This is a genomic window from Tumebacillus sp. BK434 (assembly GCF_004340785.1).
Lineage (GTDB): Bacteria > Bacillota > Bacilli > Tumebacillales > Tumebacillaceae > Tumebacillus_A.
In genome coordinates this window covers 514,290-536,166 of sequence record NZ_SLXS01000002.1, presented here as the reverse complement: position 1 = coordinate 536,166, position 21,877 = coordinate 514,290, and the positions used below count along the sequence as shown (strand labels likewise).

The window sequence follows — 21,877 nt, the reverse complement described above, 5'->3', positions numbered from 1 at the left end:
CTCCTCCTGTAAAACATGTTTCAATTTAGGCGCGCGGCTGTCTGCGGGCTTCGCGATCCACGCGCCCAATTTTCGGCTTTTGCTTGACCGGGGCGGACGCTTGGGTCTGCCCGATCAGCACGGCGAGCTCCGCCGGTGTCGGCGCTTCAAACAGGCGCGAGAGCGGCAGTTTGACGCCAAAGCGGCTCTCCACGCGGGTCAGGGCCTGTGTGGCGAGCAGCGAATGGCCGCCCCGTTCAAAAAAGTGGTCGTGGACGCCGACTTCTGCTACGCCGAGCAGTTCGGCAAACAGCTGGCAAAGCTGCGCCTCCTGCTCATTGCGCGGCGCGGTGTAAACGCGTTTTTCCAACAGGTCGTCCTGCGGTGCGGGCAAAGCGCGGCGGTCGACTTTACCGCTCACCGTCTGCGGCAGGGCGTCAAGAGCGACGAAGGCGGACGGCACCATATAGTCGGGCAGCTTTTGCTTCAGCTCCCGGCGCAGTGCGCCGATGTCTCCTGCGTCCGCTTCGGCCCAGACGACATAGCCGACGATCCGCTTGCCGCCCGGCGCGTCCTCGCGCACGCTGACGGCTGCCGCTTGCACCTGCGCACAGGCGGCGATCGCCGCTTCGATTTCACCGAGTTCGATGCGGAAGCCGCGCACTTTGACCTGGTCGTCGCTGCGGCCGCAGTATTCCAGCATCCCGTCGCGGCGCAGGCGGGCGAGATCGCCCGTTTTGTACAGGCGCTCAGCAGTCACAGGCAGCTGCACAAATTTTTCTGCGGTCAGCTCCGGCCGTCCGATGTAGCCGTGGGCCAGTCCTGCGCCGCCGATGTGCAACTCGCCGATCACCCCTTGCGGCACCGGCTGGCCGCTGGCGTCGAGCAGCCAGATTTCGGTGTGCGGCAAAGGCGTGCCGATCGGCACGATCCGCTCCGTTTGGCCCGACACGGTGTACAAGGTGGCGCAGACGCTCGCTTCTGTCGGGCCGTAGCCGTTGACGATGACGAGGCCGGGCAGGTGCTGGCAGATCTCCTGCAGCAGCTCGCCGCGGATCGGCTCCACGCCGACCAGCAGGCGGGTCAGACGGAGGCGGCCCGGACAGCTTTTGACATAAGCAGCGAGTGCGGGCAGCAAGAACGGAGGCAGGTACGCGCTGCTCACCCCAAGGTCGGCGAACAGTTCCAGCACGGCGTCGCCGTCGGCGCGCGCGTCTTCCGGCAGCACGATCAGCTTATGACCGTAACAGAGCGCGGAGAACACTTCATACACCGACACGTCGAAGCCGAAGGACGTCCAGACGCTGCCTGTCGCCCCTTGTGGCAACGGAGCGCGCCGCTCCATTTCCGCCAGCAGGTTGACCGCGCCACGATGCGGGCAGGCCACCCCTTTCGGCGTGCCGGTCGTACCGGACGTGTAGATCAGGTAAGCGGTCTGCTCCGGCGTGACCGGCAATGCCGGGTTGTGCGTCGCGGCATCCGTACGCTCAGCCAGCTGCCAGAGCGCCTCGTCATCGAGCACGATCTGCGCCCCGGCGTCCTGCGCCATAAACTGCAGGCGCGCTTCCGGATGCACCGGGTCGAGCGGCAGGTAGGCCCCGCCCGCTTTCAACACGCCGAGCATCCCGAGAATCCACGCCGCCGTACGGGGCAGGGACAGTCCGACCGCATCGCCCGGCCGGACGCCGCGGGCGATCAGGCTGTGCGCGACGGCGTTCGCCCGCTCGTTCAGCTCACGGTAGGTCAAGATGCGTCCGTCGAACTCCAGCGCTTCCGCTGCAGGATGGGCGCCTGCCTGCGCTTCGAACAGCTGATGCAGGCACTGCGCGGGGTACGGCACCTGCCCGGCATCGACGGTGATTTTTGCGCTTGCGTCGTTCGCATTTACTAAAGGAAGCGATCCGACTGACCAGTCAGGATGTGCGGCGATGCCGGCGAGCAGCTGTTCCATGCAGCGCACGATGCTTTCTGCCGTCTCCGGGTCGAACAGGTCGGTGTTGAACTCCAGCGTTCCGGACAGTCCGTCCGCGCTTTCCACCATCGACAAGGTCAGGTCGAACTGCGCCGCGCCTTGTGCAAGCGGCACCGATTCGAACACAACGTCGCCGATGCAGAGCTCCGCCCCTGCCTGCGACAGCGCAAATCCGCTCAGATCGCCGCCTCCTTGCAGCTGTGCTTTCTGCAGTGAGAACATCGCCTGGAACAGCGGCGCCGCGCTCAAATCGCGCTGCGGGGCCAGCCGCTCCACCAGCAGCGGAAACGGATAATCGGCGTGGGACAGCGCGCCGAGCACCGTCGCTCGCACTTGGCGCAGCAAGTCCCGGAACGGCTCGTCAGCGCGGACGTCAGCGCGCAGCACGACCGGGTTGACGAAATAGCCGAACACCTGCTGAAACTTCGCGGCGCTGCGCCCCGCCGTCGGCGAGCCGACCCAGATCTCCTCCTGCCCCGCATAGCGGTGCAAAAGCGTCTGAAACGCGGCGAGCAGCGTCATGTACAGCGTTGCGCCTTCCTGTTTGGACAGCTCCCTCAGCTTGGCTGCGACCCCGCCCGGCACGGCGAGCGGAAGCGTCGCCCCGCGATAGGTCTGCACCGGCGGACGCGGCCGGTCGGTCGGCAGGTTCAGCACCGGCGGCTGGCCTTGCAGCTGCCCTTGCCAATACGCCCACAGCGCGTCGCCGCGCTTGCTTGCGAGCAGTTCGTTCTGCCAGCGCACATAATCGGCAAACGCTGCCGGGTCTGTCAGGTTGTCCTCAGTGCCCGCATACAGATCGCGCAGTTCGCCGATGAGCACGGCGAGCGACCACAGGTCGGCGATGATGTGATGCATGCTGAGCAGCAGCAGGTGCTCCTGCTCCCCGCTTTTGTGCAAGCGTGCCCGGAACAGCGGGCCTTGGGCGAGATCGAACGGTTGCTGCGCCGCTTCGGTCAGCTCCTCCGCCCGCTCCACGTTGGCAAAATCGACCTGGGCCGCCTCGACGAGCCGGGCGGTTGGCTGACCGTCCGTTTCCGGGTACACGGTGCGCAGCAGTTCATGGCGGTCATGCAGCGTTTGCAGGCACGCTTGCAGACGATCCGCATCGAACGGACCGCGCACCTTGACCAGCTTTGAAATGTGGTAAGCGGTGCTCGACGGGTCCAACTGCTGCAGGAACCAAAGCGAGCGCTGCCCGTAGCTCAAGCCGTTCCCGGCGTCGGTCGCAACCGACTCTTCGCGCACCTCACCAAGCCCTGCTGCGATCTCCGCCGCCAATTGCTCTGCCGTCGCGCCTTCCAGCAGACGCGCCAAGTCGATCGGCACGTGATAGGCCTCTTCGAGGCGGTTCTTCAGCTCCACCGCCATCAGCGAGTCCAGCCCCGCCGCAGCCAAAGGCTTGTCGGCCGGCAGTGCCGCCGTATTTGTCACCTGCGCCAGTTCGGACAGCAGGCGTCCGGCCAGCGCTCCGGCCCGCTCGTCCGGAGGCAGCGCCAGCGCGTCCTCCCGCGTCAGGCCGGGCTGCTCCGGCTCCGCAGCGTCTGCCGCCTGCACCGCGCGGGCCTGGCTGTTCGTCAAGATCTCCAGCGTTCCGTCCAGATAGCGCGCTTTGCAGGCATGACGCTGGATCTTGCCCGACGAGGTCTTGGGGATGCTCGCCGGCTTCAACAGCACGACCGCTTCCACCGGCAGCCCGTGTTGCAGCGCTACCGCCTGACGGATCGCCGCGACGATCTCTTCATGCCCCGCCCGGCGATACGTGCGCTCCACTTCCTGCACGACGACGAGTCGTTCACCGCCGTCCCCGTCCACCGCAAACGCCGCCCCGTTCGAGTTGCCGACGCCGGGGTGGCAGTTCTGCACCGTGAATTCGATGTCCTGCGGATAATGGTTGCGGCCGTTGACGATGATCAGGTCTTTCATCCGCCCGGTGACAAACAGCTCGCCCGCACTGACAAAGCCGAGGTCGCCCGTCCGCAGATACGCCCCGTCTTCCTCGCCCTGCACCTGCGCCCGGAACGTCGCTTCCGTCTGCTCTTCGCGGTTCCAGTAGCCTTGGGCCACACTTTCGCCCTGCACCCAGATCTCGCCGATCATTCCGTCTGTGAGCGGCAGTTGCGACTGAGGATCCACGATCCGCACTTTCTGCTCCGTGCGCGTCACGCGCCCGGAAGACACCAGCACCCCTTCGCCGTCTGTCGTCTCCAGCGCCTGATGCTGCGCCAACAGCCCGGCATCGAAGCGCTTGACCACCGGCCCCGCTCCTTTCGAGCCGCCGGTGACCAGCAGCGTGCCTTCCGCCAACCCGTAACACGGGTAAAACGCCTCTTGGCGAAACCCGCACGAAGCAAACACTTCCGCAAATCTGCGCATCGTTTCTGCACGCACCGGCTCTGCGCCTGTAAACGCCTGCTCCCAGCGGGACAGATCCAGCCCGGCGCGCTCCTCCGGACCGATCTTCTGCAAACAGAGCTCATAGGCAAAATTCGGCCCGCCGCTGACCGTCGCCCCGGTCTCCGTGATCGCTTGCAGCCAGCGCAGCGGCTTGGTGATAAAATCGACCGGGGCCAGCAGCGTCATCGGATACCCGGTGAACACCGGCTGCAAGATGCCGCCGATCAAGCCCATGTCGTGATACGGGGGCAGCCAGACCACGCCCCGGCTGTCCGGCGTCGTGCCAAACGAGCTCTCGATCAGCTGCAGATTGTGCAGCAGGTTGCCGTGCGTGAGCATCACGCCTTTCGGGGCTGACGTCGAGCCCGAAGTGTACTGCAAAAAAGCCAGCGTCTCACGTCCGCCCGGCAGCTCCTGCCAGTCCCCGGCGTTTTCCTCGTCCAGCCCTTCGGCGGTGATCCACTGCAGCCCCGCCAAAGCCTGTCCGTCCTCCAGTCGCTTGACCATGCCGCGCAAGATCGGCTCGGTGGTCAAGGCGGCCGTCGCCTGCGCGTCTTCTGCCACCTGCAGCAGGCGCGTCAAGTTGCCGTTTTGCCGCGGCGGATAGGCAGGTACGGGCACCGCTCCGGCGTACAGCGCGCCAAAAAACGAGATCAGGTAATCCAGCCCCGGCTGGAACAGCAAGAGCACGCGCGCCCCCGGCTCCGTCTGCCGCTGCAGGCGGACGGCCATTTGCCGCGCCTGCCGATCGAGCTCGGCGTACGTCAGCCGCTGCTCCGTTCCGTCTTCGCTCAAAAAAGAAAAGGCGTGTCGACTTCCTTGAGTTTCCTCTCGAAAGCGCAACAGCGCCACCAGTGTCGCTCTATCAGATGCAGTTCTCATTCCCACACTCTCCCGTTTCAATATCCGTACTCCTTTCCTAATTTTAGATGATCCAAAAGAATTCGGTCAAATTGAAAATTTAGTAAGCTAACTGTTTCTTATGCGTATGAATAAAGATCCTGAAAATGTTTCGTGAAATTCGGTCATTATTACAGAAGAAAACGACATCCCCCTGCCCTATGCTTACATTAAAGGATGACACCTGCTGTAATCATGCTTAATCACTTTACTACAGCAATTGACAGAGTTCAGGCACAATTTTATAATGTGAGGAAAAGTGACTTTTAATTTTGAATCGTTTTTTTACGATTGGCACTGAACGCCTTCATCTAATTTCACTGCGGGAGTTGTTGGATTTGACATTAGCAGAACAGCTGCGGACGATCTTATCCGGTCCGGAGCAGGTGTCCGTCAATGAAACGGTGCTGGAGCACCACAGCAAGGATGTCACTTCCTACCATCCCGGCGTGACGCCCGACGTCGTCGTCTTCCCGACCTCCACTGAAGACGTGTGCCGCGTGATGCAGTATGCGGATGCGCACAGTGTTCCGGTCGTGCCGTTTGGCATCGGGTCGTCTGTCGAAGGGCAAGTGGTGCCCGTCAAAGGCGGCATCTCCATGGATTTCACACAGATGAACAACGTGCTGGAGGTGCGTCCGGAGGACTTCCTCGTGCGTGTGCAGCCGGGCGTGACCCGGATGCAGCTCAACCAGCAGTTAAAAGAATATGGCCTGTTCTTCCCGGTCGATCCCGGCGCCGACGCGACGCTGGGCGGGATGGCGGCGACCAACGCGTCGGGCACCACCGCCGTGCGCTATGGCACGATGCGCGACAACGTGCTGGGGCTCACCGTCGTCACGGCGGACGGCTCGGTGATCAAAACGGGCGGCCAGGCGGCCAAATCTTCGGCCGGTTACAACCTGACCGGGCTGTTCGTCGGCTCCGAAGGGACGCTCGGCACCTTTACGGAGCTGACCTTGCGCGTCTATGGCATCCCCGAGTATATCCTCGCCGCCCGCGCTGTGTTTCCCGATGTCGGCAGCGCGTCACAAGCAGCGATGGGCATGATGATGTGCGGCATCGCGCTCGATCGCGTTGAATTGGTTGATGAACGCACCATCAACGTAGTAAATAATTTCAAAGACACTTCGTTTACCGAAGCTCCGACGCTGTTTCTGGAGTTCAGCGGCAACAAAGCGACGGTCGACCACACCTTTTTGCTGGCCAAGGAGATCTTGACGGAAGAAGGCTGTCTGGAGCTGGAATTCGATGCGGACCAGGCGGCCCGCACCCGGATGTGGACGGCGCGCCATGATGCGGCGTTTGCCTTTTCCGCTTCCCAGCCGGGCAAGAAGCTGATGACCACCGATGTCTGTGTGCCCTTGTCGGTCTTGCCGGACGCGATCCTCGAAGCGCGCCGCACGATCGACGACAACGGGCTCGACGGTGCGATCCTCGGCCATGTCGGCGACGGTAACTACCATGCCGTCCTCGTTGTCGATCCGGAGAACGCGGAAGACATGCGCCGGGCGAGCCACGTCAACGCGGAGATCGTCCGCTTTGCGCTGGAGCGCGGCGGCACCTGCACCGGCGAGCACGGCATCGGCCTTGGCAAAGCGAAGTTCCTGTCGGCCGAACACGGCGACGGCGCCGTCAAGATGATGCAGCAGATCAAGCGCGCTTTCGATCCGAAAGACATCTTGAACCCTGGGAAAATTTTTCTGTGACACCTAACCTTATGACGAGGAGGAAGTACACATGATCACCCAACAGGAGCAGGAAACCGATCAGATCCATGACCTTTTGCCGATCGAAGACATCGACTATGTGGAAGTCTATTCCGGCAATGCGAAACAAGCGGTGTTCTACTACTGCAAGCTGTTCGGCATGAAAGTCACCGCCTACAAAGGCCTGGAGACGGGCAGCCGCAACGTCGTGTCTTATGTCGTAGAGAAGGGCGAAATCCGCTTCGTGATCTCCGGCTCCTTTGCGCCGGACACTCCGATCGCCGAGTTTGTCAAAAAGCACGGCGACGCAGTCAAAGACATCGCCCTGCGCGTCGACAACGTGGAAGAGACGTACCGGCAGGCGGTCGAGCGCGGCGGGATTCCGCTCGTCGAGCCGTTCATCGAAGAAGACGAGCACGGCCAGGTGAAAAAAGCGGTGATCGGCACGTTTGGCGATACGGTGCACACTTTGATCGAACGCAGCGCCTACAGCGGCGTCTTCGCGCCGGGCTTCCAGTCGGTCGAAGAAGAAGAGCCGGAGATCGATACGGCGATCACCCGCTTTGACCACCTCGCGATCAACGTCGAGCAGATGGACACGTGGACCGATTATTACGAAAAGGTGTTTGGCTTCAAGCTGATCAAGGAGTTCCGCAAGGAAGACGTCTCCTCCGACTCCTCCTCGCTGATGACGAAAGCGCTGCGCAACGGCAATCACCGCATCAAGTTCCCGATCGTGGAACCTGCGCCGGGCAAGAAGAAATCGCAGGTGCAGGAATTTATCGACTACAACCTCGGCGCCGGTGTGCAGCACGTGGCGCTGGAAACGGACAACATTGTGCAGGCGGTGGATAACCTGCAGAAAAACGGCATCCGCTTCCTGTACACCCCGGACGCGTATTATGAGCTGCTCCCGGACCGCGTCGGTGAGATCGAAGAGCCGATCGACGAACTGAACCGCTTGAACATCCTCGTCGACCGCGATGATGAAGGCTATCTTCTGCAGATCTTCTCGCAGCCGATGCAAGACCGCCCGACGATGTTTTTCGAGATCATCCAGCGCAAAGGCTCGAACGGCTTTGGCAACGGCAACATCCGCGCGCTGTTTGAAGCGGTCGAGCGCGAACAGGAAAAGCGCGGCAACCTGTAAGTCCGACAAGAAACCTTGAGAGGATGAACCCGCATGACCACCACAGACACCGAAAAGTCGCTCCGCCTCGCCGCGTGGGCGCAAAACACCGCCCCGTCCCCGATGCAGGACATGCTGGCACTGACCGCCCGGCCCGGCCTGATCTCGTTTGGCCTCGGGCTGCCCAATCAGGAGCTGTTCCCGCGCGAAGCGTTTGCCGAAGCGTCGAGCAGCGTCCTCCTGAACAAGCCGCACACTTTGCAGTACGGCCCGGCCGGCGTGATGCACACGCTGAAAGCGTCGATCGCCGAGCTGATGAAAGGCCGCGGCGTGTCCTGCACGGAAGAGGAGATCTTCCTGACCACCGGCGCGCAGCAGGCGATCAACATGCTGGCCCGCCTGCTCCTCGAACCGGGCGGCCAGGTGGTGACCGAAGAGATAACCTACCCGGGCTTCCTGCAAGTCTTGGAGCCGTTTGCTCCGGAGCTGCTCACCGTCCCGACCTGCCCGCAGACCGGGATGGATGTCGACGCGGTGGAAGCGCTGCTGCAGGCGGGCAAGCGCCCGGCGTTCATCTACTCGATCACCGACGGCCACAACCCGCTCGGCTCTTCGATGAGCCGGGAAAAACGGGAGAAGCTGGCCCGCCTCGCCCGCGAATACGGCGTGCCGGTGGTGGAAGACGACCCGTACGGCTTCCTGTCCTATGCGGACGTCTCCCTGCCCCCGCTGAAAGCGCTGGAGAGCGAGTGGGTGTTCTATGCAGGCTCCTTCTCGAAGATCCTCGCCCCGGGCGTGCGCATCGGCTGGTTGATCGTGCCGGCCGCGCTGACCCAAAAGCTGTCGGTCGTCAAGGAGTCGTACGACATCAACACGGCGAACTGGAGCCAGCACTCGGTCGCGCATTACATGGAGTCCGGCAAACTGACCGGACACCTCGAACTGCTGCGCCGCGAGTACAGCGCCCGCCGCGACACGATGCTGCAGGCGATCGCGAGCTATTTCCCGGCCGAGACCCGCGCCGAGAAGCCGTCGAACGGCATGTTCCTCTGGGCCGAGCTCCCGGAGTGGGTCGATGTGCCGCAGCTCTTGCGCGACGCGGTCGAGCAGAAGAAAGTCGCTTTCTTCCCCGGCCAGGCGTTCGACACGCCGGGCAACACGAAAGGCAAACACGGCATGCGCCTGAACTTCTCCAACGCCACCCACGAGCAGATCGAAACGGGCATCAAGGGCATCGGCGAGCTGATCGAAGCGCAGCGTGCTGCGCTTGGACAATCTTGATCGGACAGATCGCAAGACAGCAAAAAACCGCTGGCCTCTTAGAGAGGCAGCGGTTTTTCTTGTGTTTCCGCTTTCACGCGGCTGTACATCATATACAGGATCACGCCACCGGTGAGCATCGAGCAGCCGGCAGTCAGGATGATCGCCTGCAGCGGCATCATCTCATGCAGCCAGCCGGCGCAGAGCATCATCAGCGCCATCGTCCCGGTGCCGACCGTCTGCATCGTGGTCGAGACGCGCCCTTGGTAGGAAATGTCGACCGTCGTCTGCATCAGCGTCGCCATCGAGATGTTGAAGGCGACCATGCCAAAGGCGAACAGCACGACAAACGCGTAGGTGACGAAGTAATGCGGGTAGGACACCATGCCCATCGAGCACAGCCCCATCACGATCATGCCGCCGGTGAGCAGCGCAGGGCGGGACAGTTTGACTTTCGGCATCACAAACGAGGCGACGATCATGCCAACGCCCTGCGTGGCGACGAACACGGAATAGGTCTCTTTCGGCTGGCCGAGAAACTCGGTGAGGATGAAGATGCTGAGCACGTTCGACAATCCGGCGCTGATACCAAACAGCGCGTTGCTGAACAGGAGCGGACGCACCATGCGGTTCTGCCACGCCTGGCGAAACCCGTCGTTCATCTCTGTCATCACGCCGCCCAGGCCTTTGGCAGACGATGCTTTCTTCTCGATCTTGTCGAGTTGGACGAACGCGATGAACGAGAAATTGACGGCGAACAAGGCGAGGATCAGGAGCAACGTCCACGTCGTGCCGACGCTCAGGTACAGCAGGGTGCCAAGCGGCGGTCCGATCAGAAACATCGTGCTGTACGACATCTGGCGCAAGTTGGCCGCCATGCGCAAGTCCTCTTTTTTGACGAGACGCATCGTGAAGGCCGAGGACGGCGCCCGGAACAGCACCGTGCCGATCGCCGAGAGGAAGGCGACCACATAGACCAGGAGCAAGGACTGCGAGGCGACGGCGACGATCAGCAGGCCGATCAGGGCGATCCTGATCAACACCGCGCTCATGATGGTCTTCTTATGATCCCAGCGGTCGGCGAGCACGCCGATGAACAGACCGAAGATCACAAGTGGTGCAAACTCGCAGAACATGTTGATCGACACGGCGATCGCCGAGCCTCCCGACAAGTCCATCACGAGATAGATCAGCGCCATGTTTCGCACCCAGTCGCCAAACTCGGAAAACCACATCCCGATCCAAAATTTTACGAACCTCGGGTTGCCCCGAATAAACGCCAACATCTCCTGTTACCCCCAATGATGTACGAGTCTTTCTTCTATTAAAGTCAATGTCTCCGTTACCAACCATCAGTTCTTCATTTATTTTAGTACTCCCTGTGAAATTTGACAACACTGTATATTACTTGTGTTTCCGAATATTCGAGATTTTAAATGAAAACAGAAAACCGGTTCTCCTGTTTAGAGAACCGGTCCATGATTTATACCGTGACGTCCGCTTTGAATGTCGCATAAGAGGCGAGCAGCTCTTGCACCAATGCGGCGGGCGCTGCCTCTTTCGCCAGCAGCGGGTGCAGGTTGAGCACGACGGTGAAGTCGGCATCTGCCTTTTGGATCAGGTAGAAGCGCACCGTCTCCGTCTGCGGATCGAGCGGAGTCTGTGCTTCCTGCCGGAGGATCTCCTGCACTTTCGCGTCCGCCGCGTCCGCTTCCAGCCCGCGCAGGTAGATCACGCGCAGCGGTGCCCATTTCGGCTCGTGCACGAGCTTCTCCGGCTCGCTGCCCGTTTGCAGGAACGTCGTGCGCAGGAGGTCATGTGCGGCGAACAGCGCCTGCTGGGCGCGCTCCATCGCTTCGAGGCGCACCGCTTCCTGCAGCAGCTCCACATGCGGCTTGTTCGTGTGCAGCGGCTCTTCCGCCTGCGGTGCGTCCGCCTGGCGCGCAGCCCCGCGGCGGCGCGGCACGGCGGTGATCTCCTGCGCGTCCGGACGGCGGGCGACGCGCTTGATCTCCTGCGCGTCCGGCGCTTGTGCCGGCGCATTGGAGCGCGCCTCCAAGAGTCCGGCGGTGAACTGCGCCACCGTCGGCAGTTCGAACAGCAGGCGCAGCGGAACGGTGACGCCGTACTCTTCGGCGATGCGCGAGATGATTTGCGTCGCCATCAGCGAGTGGCCGCCGAGGGCGAAGAAGTTGTCGTGAATGCCGACTTGCTCCACGCGCAGGACTTCAGTGAAGATCGCCGCCACTTTTTCCTCTTCCGGCGTGCGCGGCGCGACGTAGGTGCTGCCGCCGCCGACTGCCGCTTCCGGTGCGGGCAGCTTCTTGCGGTCGACTTTGCCGTTCGGCGACAGGGGCAGCTCGTCGAGCAGAATCAGGAAGGACGGCATCATGTAGTCGGGGAGCTGTTTGCGCAGCATCGCGCGCAGCGCCTCCTCCTGCAGCTCGGAGCCCGGCTCCGGCACGACATACCCGGCGAGGCGCTTGTCGCCGTCCGCGTCGTGTGCGATCACCACGCACTGGCGCACGCCAGGCTGGCTGCCGAGCACCGTTTCGATCTCGCCGATCTCGATGCGGAAGCCGCGGATCTTCACCTGCTGGTCGATCCGGCCCATGAACTCCAGGCTGCCGTCGGCCAGCCAGCGCACGAGGTCGCCCGTGCGGTAGAGGCGGCCGAACTCGGTGTCGATAAATTTCTCGGCGGTCAGATCCGGACGGTTCAGGTAGCCGAGCGCCAGACCGTCGCCGCCGGTCATCAGCTCGCCCGGCACGCCGACCGGCACCGGCTGCAGCTCTTTGTTCATCACGTAGACGGTCGTGTTCGAGATCGGACGGCCGATCGAGACGGTGCTGCCGACATCCCCTTCCCCTGTCATCGTGTGGCAGGAGGTGAAGGTGGTGTTTTCGGTCGGACCGTAGCCGTTGATCATCGTCACGTCCGGCAGTTCGCGCAGCACTTTTTTCACGTGCGGTACGGACAGCACGTCACCGCCGGCCAGCAGATAGCGGACGCTTTGGAGGTCGTCGAGGCGGTACTCGACCATCTGGTGGAACAGTCCGGCGGTCAGCCAGAGCACGGTGATGCCCTGCTCCCTGATCGTCTGCCCGATCTCTTCCAAGGACGGCTGTCCGGCCGGCATCAGCACCAGCTTGGCGCCGTTCAGGAGCGGTCCCCAGATGTCGAACGTCGCCACGTCAAAGGAGAACGTCGCCGCCTGCAGGAAGACATGCTCCGCCGAAAACGGCATGTAGTTGGTGTTCTTGACGAGGCGCACCACCCCGCGCTGCGGCACGACGACGCCTTTCGGGCGTCCCGTGGAGCCGGAGGTGTAGATCACATAGGCCAGATGGTCCTGCGTCGTCTCGCAGGCCGGGTTGTCCGTGCTCTGACCGGCGAAAGACAGCCAGTCGCGGTCGAGGCAGATCACGTTCGCGCCGTGTTCCGGCAGGTTGGCTTCCAGCGCGGACGTCGTGATCAGCACCGGCACTTTCGTGTCTTCCAGCATGTACGCGATGCGCTCCTGCGGGTAGTTCGGATCGAGCGGGACATACGCGCCGCCCGCCTTGAGAATGCCCAGGAGCGAGATGATCATCTCCAGCGAGCGTTCGCTGCAGAGGCCGACCAGCACGTCCGGGCCGACGCCGAGCCCCTTCAGGTGATGGGCGATCTGGTTGGCGCGCTCGTTCAGTTGGCGATAGGTCAGCTTGGCGTTGCCATAGACCACCGCCGCCGCGTCCGGTGTCGCAGCTGCCTGCGCTTCGAACAGCGCTTGGATCGACAGCGTCGGATACGCGGTCGCCGTGCGGTTCCACTCCGTCACGACCCGCTCGCGCTCTGCGTCGGTCAACAGCGACAGGCTGCCCACGCGCAGCGCCGGGTCGTCGGCCAGCGCGGTGAGCAGCTGCACGAAGTGGCCCAGCATGCGCTCGATCGTGCTCGCGTCAAACAGGTCGGTGTTGTATTCGAACGTGCCGCCGACGCCATACTCTTCGCCTTCCGACATCAGCAGCGACAGGTCGAATTTGGCGGTGCTGCCCGCGTCTTCCACCGGCTCGAAGGTCAGTCCGGCCAGCTCGATCTTGCTCTGCCTGAAGTTCTGCAGGCCGAACAGGACTTGGAACACCGGCGTGCGGCTCAGGTCGCGCTCCGTCTCGACCTCTTCGACGATCTTCTCAAACGGCACGTCCTGATGGGCGAAGGCGCCCAGCGCCGACTCTTTGGCGCGGGAGATCAGCTCGAGGAACGTCGGGTTGCCCGACAGGTCGGCGCGCATGGCGAGCGTGTTGACGAAGAAGCCGATGATCGACTCGGTGTCTTGACGGTTGCGGTTGGCGATCGGTGTGCCGACCGCAAAGTCTTCCTGCCCCGAATAGTGCATCATCAGGGTCTGGAACGCCGCCATCAAAGTCATGAACAAGGTCGCCCCTTGCTGTTGGCTGAGCCGGATCAATTTGTCGCCCACCTCCTGCGGGAGGCGGAAGGTCAGCTGTGCGCCTTTGTGCGACTGCATCGGCGGACGGGGACGGTCGGTCGGCAGCTGCAGGGCGGGCAGATCGCCGCCGAGCTGGTTTTTCCAGTAGTCGATCTGCGGGCCGAGCTCCTCCTGCAGGAATTTGCGCTGCCACGCCGCAAAGTCGGCGTATTGGAGCGGCAGCGGCTGCAAGGCCGACGCTTTCCCGCTGACCCGCACATCGTACAGGTGGGTCAGCTCCTGGATCAGGATGCCGCGCGACCAGCCGTCGGAGATGATGTGGTGCAACGTGAGCAGCAGCACATGCTCTGCCGCGCCCAGCTTCAGCAGCTGATAGCGGATCAGCGGACCTTGGCGCAGGTCGAACGGCGTCTCGTTCTCCGCCTGCACGAGGCGGGCGACTTCCGCTTCCAGCGCCGCTCCGTGCAGATGAGTCAGGTCGACGACCGGCAGCGGCGTCCAGACCGCCGCATGGATCACCTGCTCCGGCTCACCGCTGGCGTCGGAGAAGGTGGTGCGGAACGATTCGTGGCGCTCGATCATCTCGTTGAGCGCCGTTTCAAAATGCGCATGGTGCAGTTCGCCGGTCAGACGCACCGCATACGGAATGTTGTATGCCGTCAAGCCCGGGATCAGCTTCTCCAGCACCCACAGGCGCTGCTGCGAGAAGGAGAGCGGCAGTTTGCCGTCGCGGGAGATCGGCTCGATCGGCGCTTCCGAACGAGCCGGAGCTGCCGCTTCGCCGTTCAGCGCTTCGACGCGCAAGGCGAGCTCGACGATGGTCGGCGCTTCAAACAGCGTGCGCAGCGGCAACTTGATCCCGAGCGCCTTGTTCAGGCGGGAGACGACCTGCGTCACCATCAGCGAGTGGCCGCCGAGATCAAAGAAATTGTCGGCAACGCTGACCTGCTCGGTGTTCAGCACTTCCGCCCAGATCGCGGCGATCTGCGCTTCGAGCTCGGTCGACGGCGCGATGTATTCGCTCTGCTCGATCAGCCCTTCCGGATCGGGCAGGATGCGGCGGTCGATCTTGCCGTTCGCCGTCAGCGGAATGGCGTCGAGGAAGACGAACGCCGCCGGAATCATGTAGTCGGGCAAGATCCCTTTGAGGTAGGTGCGCACTTCGGCCGTGCCGCCTTCCACCCCTTCGTGCTTGACGATGTAAGCGACCAGTCGGCGGTCGCCCGGCACGTCTTCGCGGGCGACGACGACGTTTTCCTTGACCAGTTCATGCTGCCCGATCACCGTCTCCACTTCGCCGAGCTCGACGCGGTAGCCGCGGATCTTGACCTGCGTGTCGGCGCGGGTCAGGAATTCGAGGCGGCCGTCCGGATGGCGCTTCGCCAAGTCGCCGGTGCGGTAGAAGCGCGCATCCGGGTCGCTTTTGAACGGGTCCTTTAAGTAACGCTCCGCCGTCAAGTCGGGGCGCTTGATGTAACCGCGCGTGACGCCGGCGCCGCCAAAATACACTTCGCCGGCCACGCCGTACGGCACCGGCTGCAGATGCTTGTCCAGCACATAGACCTGCACGTTGCCAAGCGGACGCCCGAGCGGCACGGTGACCGTCTTGCGCATTTCCGGGTCTTTTTCCACTTTGTAGACCACGCCTGCGATCGTCACTTCGGTCGGGCCGTAGTGGTTGATCAGCCAGACATCGTCGCGGTATTCTTCGACGCGCTCGATCAAGTCCCAGCGCAAAGTCTCGCCGCCGACGACCGCGCCTTTTTTCGGCAGCACTTTCAGCGGCTGCGACGCCATCAGCGCCGCGAGATGGGTCGGAACGATCTTCAGGCAGTCGACCGGATGCTTGTCAAAATACTCCGCCATCAAGTCGGGGTCGGTCAGGCGCTCCTGGGCGATGATGTGCAAAGTGCCGCCCCGGCAGAGCGCCGGGAAGATCGCCGTGTGCCCGACGTCTGCAGCCAGCGTCGAGACGTTGCCGTAGCTTGCTCCGTCGCCGAGCTGTGCCACCTCTTCGATCGCATAGAGGTAGTTGAGCAGGTTGCGGTGCTCGACCTGCACCCCTTTCGAGCGGCCGGTCGAGCCGGAGGTGAAGATCAGGTAGACGAGGTTCTCAAGCGTCGCTTCATTCGGCAGGTTCTCCGTGCTGTTTGCCGCCACTTCGCTCCACTGCGCGTCGAGGCAGAACGTCTTCGCGTCATGCTGCGGGAGCAATCCGGCCAGCGATTGCTGGGTCAGGATGACCGGCGCTTCCGAATCCTCCATCATGAAGCCGATGCGGTCCTGCGGGAACGCCGGGTCGAACGACACAAACGCGCCGCCCGCTTTCAGGATCGAGAGCAGAGCCACGATCATGTTCGGCGAGCGCTCCAAATAGATGCCGACCACCTTTTCCGGGCCGACGCCTTCCGCTTTCAGCAGACGGGCCAACTGGTTCGCGCGCTCATTCAGTTCGCGGTAGGTGACCGACTCTTCTTCATATTGAATGGCGACCGCGTCCGGGTTCGCCGCAGCCCACCGTTCGAACAGCTCATGCACCAGCTTGTCGGTCGGGAAGTTGCGCGCCGTCTGGTTGCAGCCATCGATCAGCTCATCGACTTCCTGCTCCGAAAGCAGCGGAATCTTCGAGATCTGCAGATCCGGATTGTCCACGACCGCCTGCAGCAGGTTGAGGAAATGGTTCAGCATCCGCTCCACCGTGCCGGCATCGAACAGGTCGGTGCTGAATTCGGCGACCAGAATCGGTCGGCCCGCCCGCTGGTCGACGGTGAACATCAGGTCAAATTTCGCCGTGTTGCGCTGCACTTCCACCGCCGAGATCTTCAAGTCGCGCAAGGTGAGATCGGGCGTGGAAACGTTTTGGACGACGAACATCGTCTGGAAAAAGGGGTTCGAAGCGCTGCGGTCCGGCTTCAGCTCCTCGACCAGTTTTTCAAACGGCATCTCTTGATAGGTGTAGGCGTCGAGCGTGGTCTGGCGCACACGGTCGAGCAGCTCGCGGAACGTCGGGTCGTCCGACAGGTCGGAGCGCAGCACCAGCGTATTGACGAAAAAGCCGATCATGTGCTCGATGCCAGGCTGTTTGCGCCCGGCGATCGGCGTGCCGACGGCGAGGTCGTCCTGCCCGGTATAGCGGTAGAGGAACGCTTTGTAGGCTGCCAGCATCGTCATGAACAGCGTCGAGCCTTTGAACTGTTTGGTCAAATTGTTCAGCTTGTCCATCAGCGCATTCGGCAGCTCGACCAGCACATGGCCGCCATGCGGGGACGGATTCGCCGGACGGGCGCGGTCGGTCGGCAGCTGCAGCGGCGCGATCTCGCCGCCGAGCTTGCCCCGCCAGTAGTCGAGATGCTGTTCATAGACAGAACCGGTGAACCACTCGCGCTGCCAGGAGGCGTAGTCGGCATATTGGATCTCAAGCGGCGGCAGCGGGGACGGCTTGCCGTCGAGGAACGCTTCATAGAGTACGACCAGCTCATGGATCATCACCGCCATCGACATGCCGTCGGAGATGATGTGGTGCTTGGCGAACAGCAGCACATGCTCCTCGGCGCCGAGCTTGAGCAGGGTCGAGCGCAGCAGCGGGCCTTGTTCGAGGTCGAACGGCGTCTCCGCCTCGCGCGAAGACAGCTCCCGCACTTTCGCTTCCTGCTCCTCCGGCGACAGGTGCTGCAGGTCGAGCTGAGGGATGGTGATCTGCGCCTCCGACGCGATCACTTGCAAGAGCTCGCCGTCTTCCATCGCGAACGTCGTGCGCAGCGTCTCGTGGCGGTCGACGATCTCCTGCAGGCTGTTCTCCAGCGCTTCGATGTGCAGCGGGCCTTCAAAGCGCACCGCCATCGGCATGTTGTACATGCCGCTGTCCTCGTTCATCTGATTGATCAGCCACATCCGGTTTTGCGCGAACGAGGCGGGGAACTCGTAATATTCAATCTCGTCGTCGGTGCCAGTCTCCAGCAACAACTCGTCTTGATTGTGCTTGTCTGCCATTGCGTACGGCCTCCATTTGTTCAGTGTTTATGTTGAAGTTTATCAGTTTATCAATAAAGCTGTAGTTTCTATATAAACAGCTTTCTATGAGCGCTATCTAATTCCTTCCTAAAACTCAATAAAAAAACGGGCATCCGCTCCTTGAACGGATGCCCGTCTTTTACCGGCTGTAGCTGATCGCTTTTTCCGGCCGTCCGACCAGCGTCCCTTTGCTCACCGCGTAGATATCGTCGATGACCATCTGGAAGGAGACGTCGCGCCCTTCATCGCGCGCGCGCTCTTCGAGCAAGGCGCGGTTGTGATCTTTGATCTCCTGCGGGAACGGGAGGTTGCCGAATTCGAGGTAGCGGATCGCACCGGCGTTGTCGCGCGCCGGCAGCATTTTGCCCGCGTTGTGTTTGCTGGGCGCAAACGGCACGTCGAGCACGCCCGCCTGAAACGCCCGCACCGTGCCGACCGCCCAGTCTCCTTCGCCAAGCGCATAGACTTGGTCGAGCAGGCAGGTCGTCTCCGCCTTGATCAGATCGATCTCCGCCTGCAGCGCCGGGGACATCGCCAGGCGCTGCCCCCGCAGCATGCGCAGCGTCTGCTGCGTCGCCAAAATGCCTTGCGCGTTCGCTTCTTTGGTCGGCACGCCGGCCGCTTCATGCGGCGTCTTGACGATCACCTTGGTCGCACCGGCGAGGGCGGCCGCCTGCGCGCCGAGACAGACCACGCCAAACGCCTGCGCCTCATCCTGCGGGAAGCCGCCCATCCACTGGTGAAAGACGGTGGTGATCTCCATCCCGGCATAGCCGTACGTCTGGAAATACGCCTCCGCCTGCTCTTCCAGCGCCCGGATCGCCGCCACGTCCTGCAGCAGCTGGCCGCCTTGCCCGTAGCCGAGCGTCAGGCTTTTGACGCCTTGCTCAGCGGCGAGCAGCCCTTCGAGGATCATCACCGCATTCGACATGCTCGGCGGCACCAGCGTGCCGGTCAGCGGACCAAACGGCTCGCGGTTGATGCGGATGCCCATCTCTTCATACAAGCCCGTCAAGCGGTCGCAGTACTGCCAGTCCAGCAGCGAGCGCTCGAGGCTGACGTTTTTCGCATACGGGATGTTGTACGAGATCCCGCCGCCTTCGTTCGATGTCCATCCGGCCGCCAGCACGATCTCCGACAGCAGGCGCGCATCTGGCGTGCCATGCCGCGCCTGCAGCGGCCGGCCGACGTTTTCAAACAACTCGCGGCATCCCGCCACCCCGTGGTTGACCGCCGGAAAACCGTTTAACAGCGACCGGCCCGTCTTCTTGCTCTCCTCCAGACCGACGATGCATTCGCGGTACCGGTTCTGTCGGGTATAGCTGTCGATCGTCACCGGCAGCAAGTCGGCTCCACCGACTTCTTGCAAGTGCAGCAGCAGCTCGATCTGCCCTTCGACGGTCGCCACCCCGGCGCGCGGTTGGGCCAGCGTGATACCGGCCGCTTTGGCGCGCATGAGTGCAGGAGCAAACTGTTTTTCCAACGGGATCTGGCGGTGGTGCTCCGCGGCCAGCTCCAGATCGGCGTCCCGTCCTGTCTCCCACTGGCCGAGCACCCCGGCACGCACTGCAAAGAACTGATCCAGACTCCATTTTGCATTCCGCAGTTCCATGTGCTCCCTCCTGTCATCCGATCAGGTATTTTTTCATCAAGCGCAGCGCTTTTTCCGGATCTCGCTGCGCCACCAAGCCCATCGCCGACAGCAGGTATGAGCGGTCGATCAGCACCTGCGGGTGCAAGGGCTTCAGGCAGGTCGGATTGTCTGCGGTGAAGAAGCCGGCCCCGACGATCTCATCGGCAAGCGGGCTGTGCACCAGCACGCCGCCGGTGCCGATCACCGTCCGAAACTCCAGCAGGTCTTTGCCGGTCTGGGACAAGAACAGCCCCATCGGCGTATAGACGCTCTCCACCACCCCGGCGTGGCGCTCCATGGCGATCTCCACCGCCGTCTTGGCCATCGCTTCGTCGAAGGCCACATCTTCCGGCGACACAGCGACAAAACTCACCTCGCCCTGCAGCTGCCGGCAGCGCTCCTCCACCGAGCCGCCGTACTCCGGCAGATGCTTCAAGATCCGCCGCGTGCCGGCCGTCTCCCACAGGGACACGGCGCTGACCCGCATCCCGAGGTCGCCTTCGACCGTGCGCTTGGCGTGCGGTTCCTGCAGCCCTTTCCAGACCACGCCCGGCTTGGTCGGTTCGCCGCTGCCGATCGAGTGGATGTCGGTCGTCGCTCCCCCGATGTCGACCACGACCAGCGGCCCGATGCCTGTGGCGAGGTCGGTGCCGTCGGCCAGCACCATCGCCGCTTCCAGCACGGCCGCCGGAGTCGGCATCAAGATCCCGCCGACCAGCGCTTCCGCCTCGGCGAGTCCTTTGGCGACGACGATCCGCTCCATGAACACGTCGCGGATCGCCTCGCGCGCCGGCTCCACCTGCAGTTCGTTCAAGCGCGGCATGACGTTTGACACCAGCTTGAAGTACAGCCCCGCGTCCGCAAACAGCGCTTCGATCTCATCGCGCGCGTTCTTGTTCCCGGCGACGACGACCGGCACGTCCCGGAGGTGTGTGGCGATCATCTGCGCGTTGTGCAGAATGCAAGTCTTGTTGCCGCCGTCGGTGCCGCCGGCGAGCAGGATCAGGTCGGGCTGCACCGCTCTGATCTCTTCCAGCTCGCTCTTCGTCAGCTCAAACGAATACATCCCGAGCACCCGCGCCCCGGCACCGAGCGCCGCCCGTTTCGCCGCTTCGGCGGTCAGCTCCGGCACCAGCCCGATCGCCACCATCTTCAGACCCCCGGCCGCGCTGGAACAGGCCAGCTTTTCGCTAAACTCCAGCGGTCCGGTCTGCTCGATCAGCTTGGCGTGCGCTTTTTCAAAGCCGACCAGCAGACCTTCTTCCACGGTGGTCAGATCTTTGGCCGTGCCCAGCACCGTTTCACCCTGCATGTCGATCGCCGTCAGTTTCGTATAGGTGCTGCCAAAATCGATACAAAGCAGCGCTTCCATCTACATCACCAGCCCTAAATCCTCATGCAGATTGCGCACGGCGACCACAAGCGGCGTCTCCGGCGAAAACACGCGGTTGAAGCCCATGTCCAAAAACAGCGCTTCGACTTCGGCAAAATCGTGCTTGCCGACGACGAGGTTGCCTCCGACGTACAAGACGATGTCGAGGAGGCCCGCTTCCTCACATTTTTCACGCAGGCCGCGGCAGTCGATCTCGCCATGCCCGTAGAGCGAAGAGACCAGAATCGCCTTGGCGCCCGTCTCAATCGCCGCCGAAATAAAATCTTCCTGCGAAGAGAGCACCCCGATGTTCACCACATGAAAACCCGCTTCCGAAAAGACATGGTCCAAAATGCGATTGCCCACCGCGTGGCAGTCCGCTCCAATGACGCCAATGACAATGGTTGCCTTCATCCGTATCCCTCCGCCTTAATTCCCAGTCACTTGATATATAAATATGATTTCTCTCCATGTGATTCGATTCCTTCTCTCGCATCAAAAGAATTAAGAATTTTCAAGTTGCTTACTCGGCGATTTGCACACGAAAAAAGCTCAGCGTGATCTGCTGAGCTTTTCCATCCGTCTTTTCGCTTCCAGCCAGCCTGCTTCCGCCCGAGCGTGCAGCAACCGCATCTCCTCCTGCCGCGGCTGGCTACGTTTCAGCTCCTCCTCCAACTGCTCCAGCAGCCTCCTGCAGTACGCTTCTTCGTACCGGGCTGCCTGGTACGCCATCTGCTGACCGCCGTCCGCCGCCTCTGCCATCGAGCATCCCTCCTGCCTCCAAACAAGAGAAACGCGAAAGCTCAAGCCTTCGCGTTCTTGTGCATCCTATTTGTATGGTATCCAATAACTTCCACTTCAAGCCTGTAGCAGCAGAACTTGCTTACAGGGTCGGCGAGTTGCCGATCGGCCAGACCAGAGCGGCTTGATGTCCGGACTCCGGACCTACGACTGCAGCAATAGCCACCGCAACCGCCATCGTCAATACGCCATACGCCAATGCTTTCAACAATTTCATCCTCGTACATCCTCCTACACAATCATGAACATTTGTATTTTTTGAACTTAATGTTTAGTTACGTT

The 21,877-nt window shown here is 62.3% G+C and carries 11 protein-coding genes; 3 read left to right on the top strand and 8 right to left on the bottom strand.

From position 1 onward, the window contains the following. Nucleotides 1-25: 25 nt before the first annotated feature. Nucleotides 26-5,230, bottom strand: a complete 5,205-nt coding sequence (locus EV586_RS06730) for a non-ribosomal peptide synthetase (RefSeq protein ID WP_132944308.1) — start codon at nt 5,228-5,230, stop codon at nt 26-28. A gap of 356 nt (nt 5,231-5,586) precedes the next feature. Between EV586_RS06730 and EV586_RS06725 the strand changes: the two genes are divergently transcribed. From EV586_RS06725 to EV586_RS06715, 3 genes are read left to right on the top strand one after another with little or no spacing between them, the layout of a single operon-like run. Then, nucleotides 5,587-6,957 (top strand): FAD-binding oxidoreductase, encoded by a 1,371-nt coding sequence (locus tag EV586_RS06725; protein ID WP_132944307.1) that lies wholly within the window; start codon nt 5,587-5,589, stop codon nt 6,955-6,957. A 31-nt stretch (nt 6,958-6,988) separates the two neighbouring features. Continuing rightward, on the top strand, nt 6,989-8,107 hold the full coding sequence (gene hppD, locus EV586_RS06720; RefSeq protein ID WP_132944306.1) for a 4-hydroxyphenylpyruvate dioxygenase: 1,119 nt from the start codon (nt 6,989-6,991) through the stop codon (nt 8,105-8,107). Between the two features lie 33 nt (nt 8,108-8,140). Beyond that, nucleotides 8,141-9,367 carry an aminotransferase-like domain-containing protein gene (locus EV586_RS06715; protein ID WP_132944305.1) on the top strand — a complete coding sequence of 409 codons (1,227 nt, stop codon included), beginning with the start codon at nt 8,141-8,143 and terminating at the stop codon, nt 9,365-9,367. 38 nt (nt 9,368-9,405) lie between these two features. On the opposite strand, the gene EV586_RS06710 is transcribed toward EV586_RS06715, so the two are convergent. From EV586_RS06710 to EV586_RS21580, 7 genes are all read right to left on the bottom strand, one after another. Next, nucleotides 9,406-10,632: an MFS transporter gene (locus EV586_RS06710; protein ID WP_132944304.1), complete on the bottom strand. Its 1,227-nt coding sequence runs from the start codon at nt 10,630-10,632 to the stop codon at nt 9,406-9,408. A gap of 197 nt (nt 10,633-10,829) precedes the next feature. Continuing rightward, nucleotides 10,830-17,768, bottom strand: a complete 6,939-nt coding sequence (locus tag EV586_RS06705; protein WP_132944303.1) for a non-ribosomal peptide synthetase — start codon at nt 17,766-17,768, stop codon at nt 10,830-10,832. 160 nt (nt 17,769-17,928) lie between these two features. Beyond that, nucleotides 17,929-19,401: a methylaspartate mutase subunit E gene (locus EV586_RS06700; RefSeq protein ID WP_132944302.1), complete on the bottom strand. Its 1,473-nt coding sequence runs from the start codon at nt 19,399-19,401 to the stop codon at nt 17,929-17,931. A gap of 13 nt (nt 19,402-19,414) precedes the next feature. Beyond that, nucleotides 19,415-20,794, bottom strand: a complete 1,380-nt coding sequence (glmL, locus tag EV586_RS06695) for a methylaspartate mutase accessory protein GlmL (protein WP_132944301.1) — start codon at nt 20,792-20,794, stop codon at nt 19,415-19,417. After that, the gene (gene glmS, locus EV586_RS06690) at nt 20,795-21,208 is read right to left on the bottom strand and encodes a methylaspartate mutase subunit S (RefSeq protein WP_132944300.1); all 414 of its coding nucleotides are present in this window, start codon (nt 21,206-21,208) and stop codon (nt 20,795-20,797) included. A 138-nt stretch (nt 21,209-21,346) separates the two neighbouring features. After that, complete coding sequence (locus tag EV586_RS06685; RefSeq protein WP_132944299.1) at nt 21,347-21,556, bottom strand: hypothetical protein; 210 nt, start codon at nt 21,554-21,556, stop codon at nt 21,347-21,349. Nucleotides 21,557-21,677: 121 nt separating this feature from the next. After that, a complete protein-coding gene (locus tag EV586_RS21580) occupies nt 21,678-21,812 on the bottom strand; it encodes a hypothetical protein (protein ID WP_279388274.1) in 135 nt (44 codons plus the stop codon). Nucleotides 21,813-21,877 lie beyond the last annotated feature (65 nt).

What these genes read in the sequence shown, in the direction of transcription:
- EV586_RS21580 (WP_279388274.1), bottom strand. Translation starts at nt 21,812, where the DNA reads ATGAAATTGTTGAAAGCATTGGCGTATGGCGTATTGACGATGGCGGTT.
- EV586_RS06715 (WP_132944305.1), top strand. Translation starts at nt 8,141, where the DNA reads ATGACCACCACAGACACCGAAAAGTCGCTCCGCCTCGCCGCGTGGGCG.
- EV586_RS06710 (WP_132944304.1), bottom strand. Translation starts at nt 10,632, where the DNA reads ATGTTGGCGTTTATTCGGGGCAACCCGAGGTTCGTAAAATTTTGGATC.
- hppD (WP_132944306.1), top strand. Translation starts at nt 6,989, where the DNA reads ATGATCACCCAACAGGAGCAGGAAACCGATCAGATCCATGACCTTTTG.
- EV586_RS06685 (WP_132944299.1), bottom strand. Translation starts at nt 21,556, where the DNA reads ATGGCAGAGGCGGCGGACGGCGGTCAGCAGATGGCGTACCAGGCAGCC.
- EV586_RS06700 (WP_132944302.1), bottom strand. Translation starts at nt 19,401, where the DNA reads ATGGAACTGCGGAATGCAAAATGGAGTCTGGATCAGTTCTTTGCAGTG.
- EV586_RS06705 (WP_132944303.1), bottom strand. Translation starts at nt 17,768, where the DNA reads ATGGCAGACAAGCACAATCAAGACGAGTTGTTGCTGGAGACTGGCACC.
- glmS (WP_132944300.1), bottom strand. Translation starts at nt 21,208, where the DNA reads ATGAAGGCAACCATTGTCATTGGCGTCATTGGAGCGGACTGCCACGCG.
- glmL (WP_132944301.1), bottom strand. Translation starts at nt 20,794, where the DNA reads ATGGAAGCGCTGCTTTGTATCGATTTTGGCAGCACCTATACGAAACTG.
- EV586_RS06730 (WP_132944308.1), bottom strand. Translation starts at nt 5,230, where the DNA reads ATGAGAACTGCATCTGATAGAGCGACACTGGTGGCGCTGTTGCGCTTT.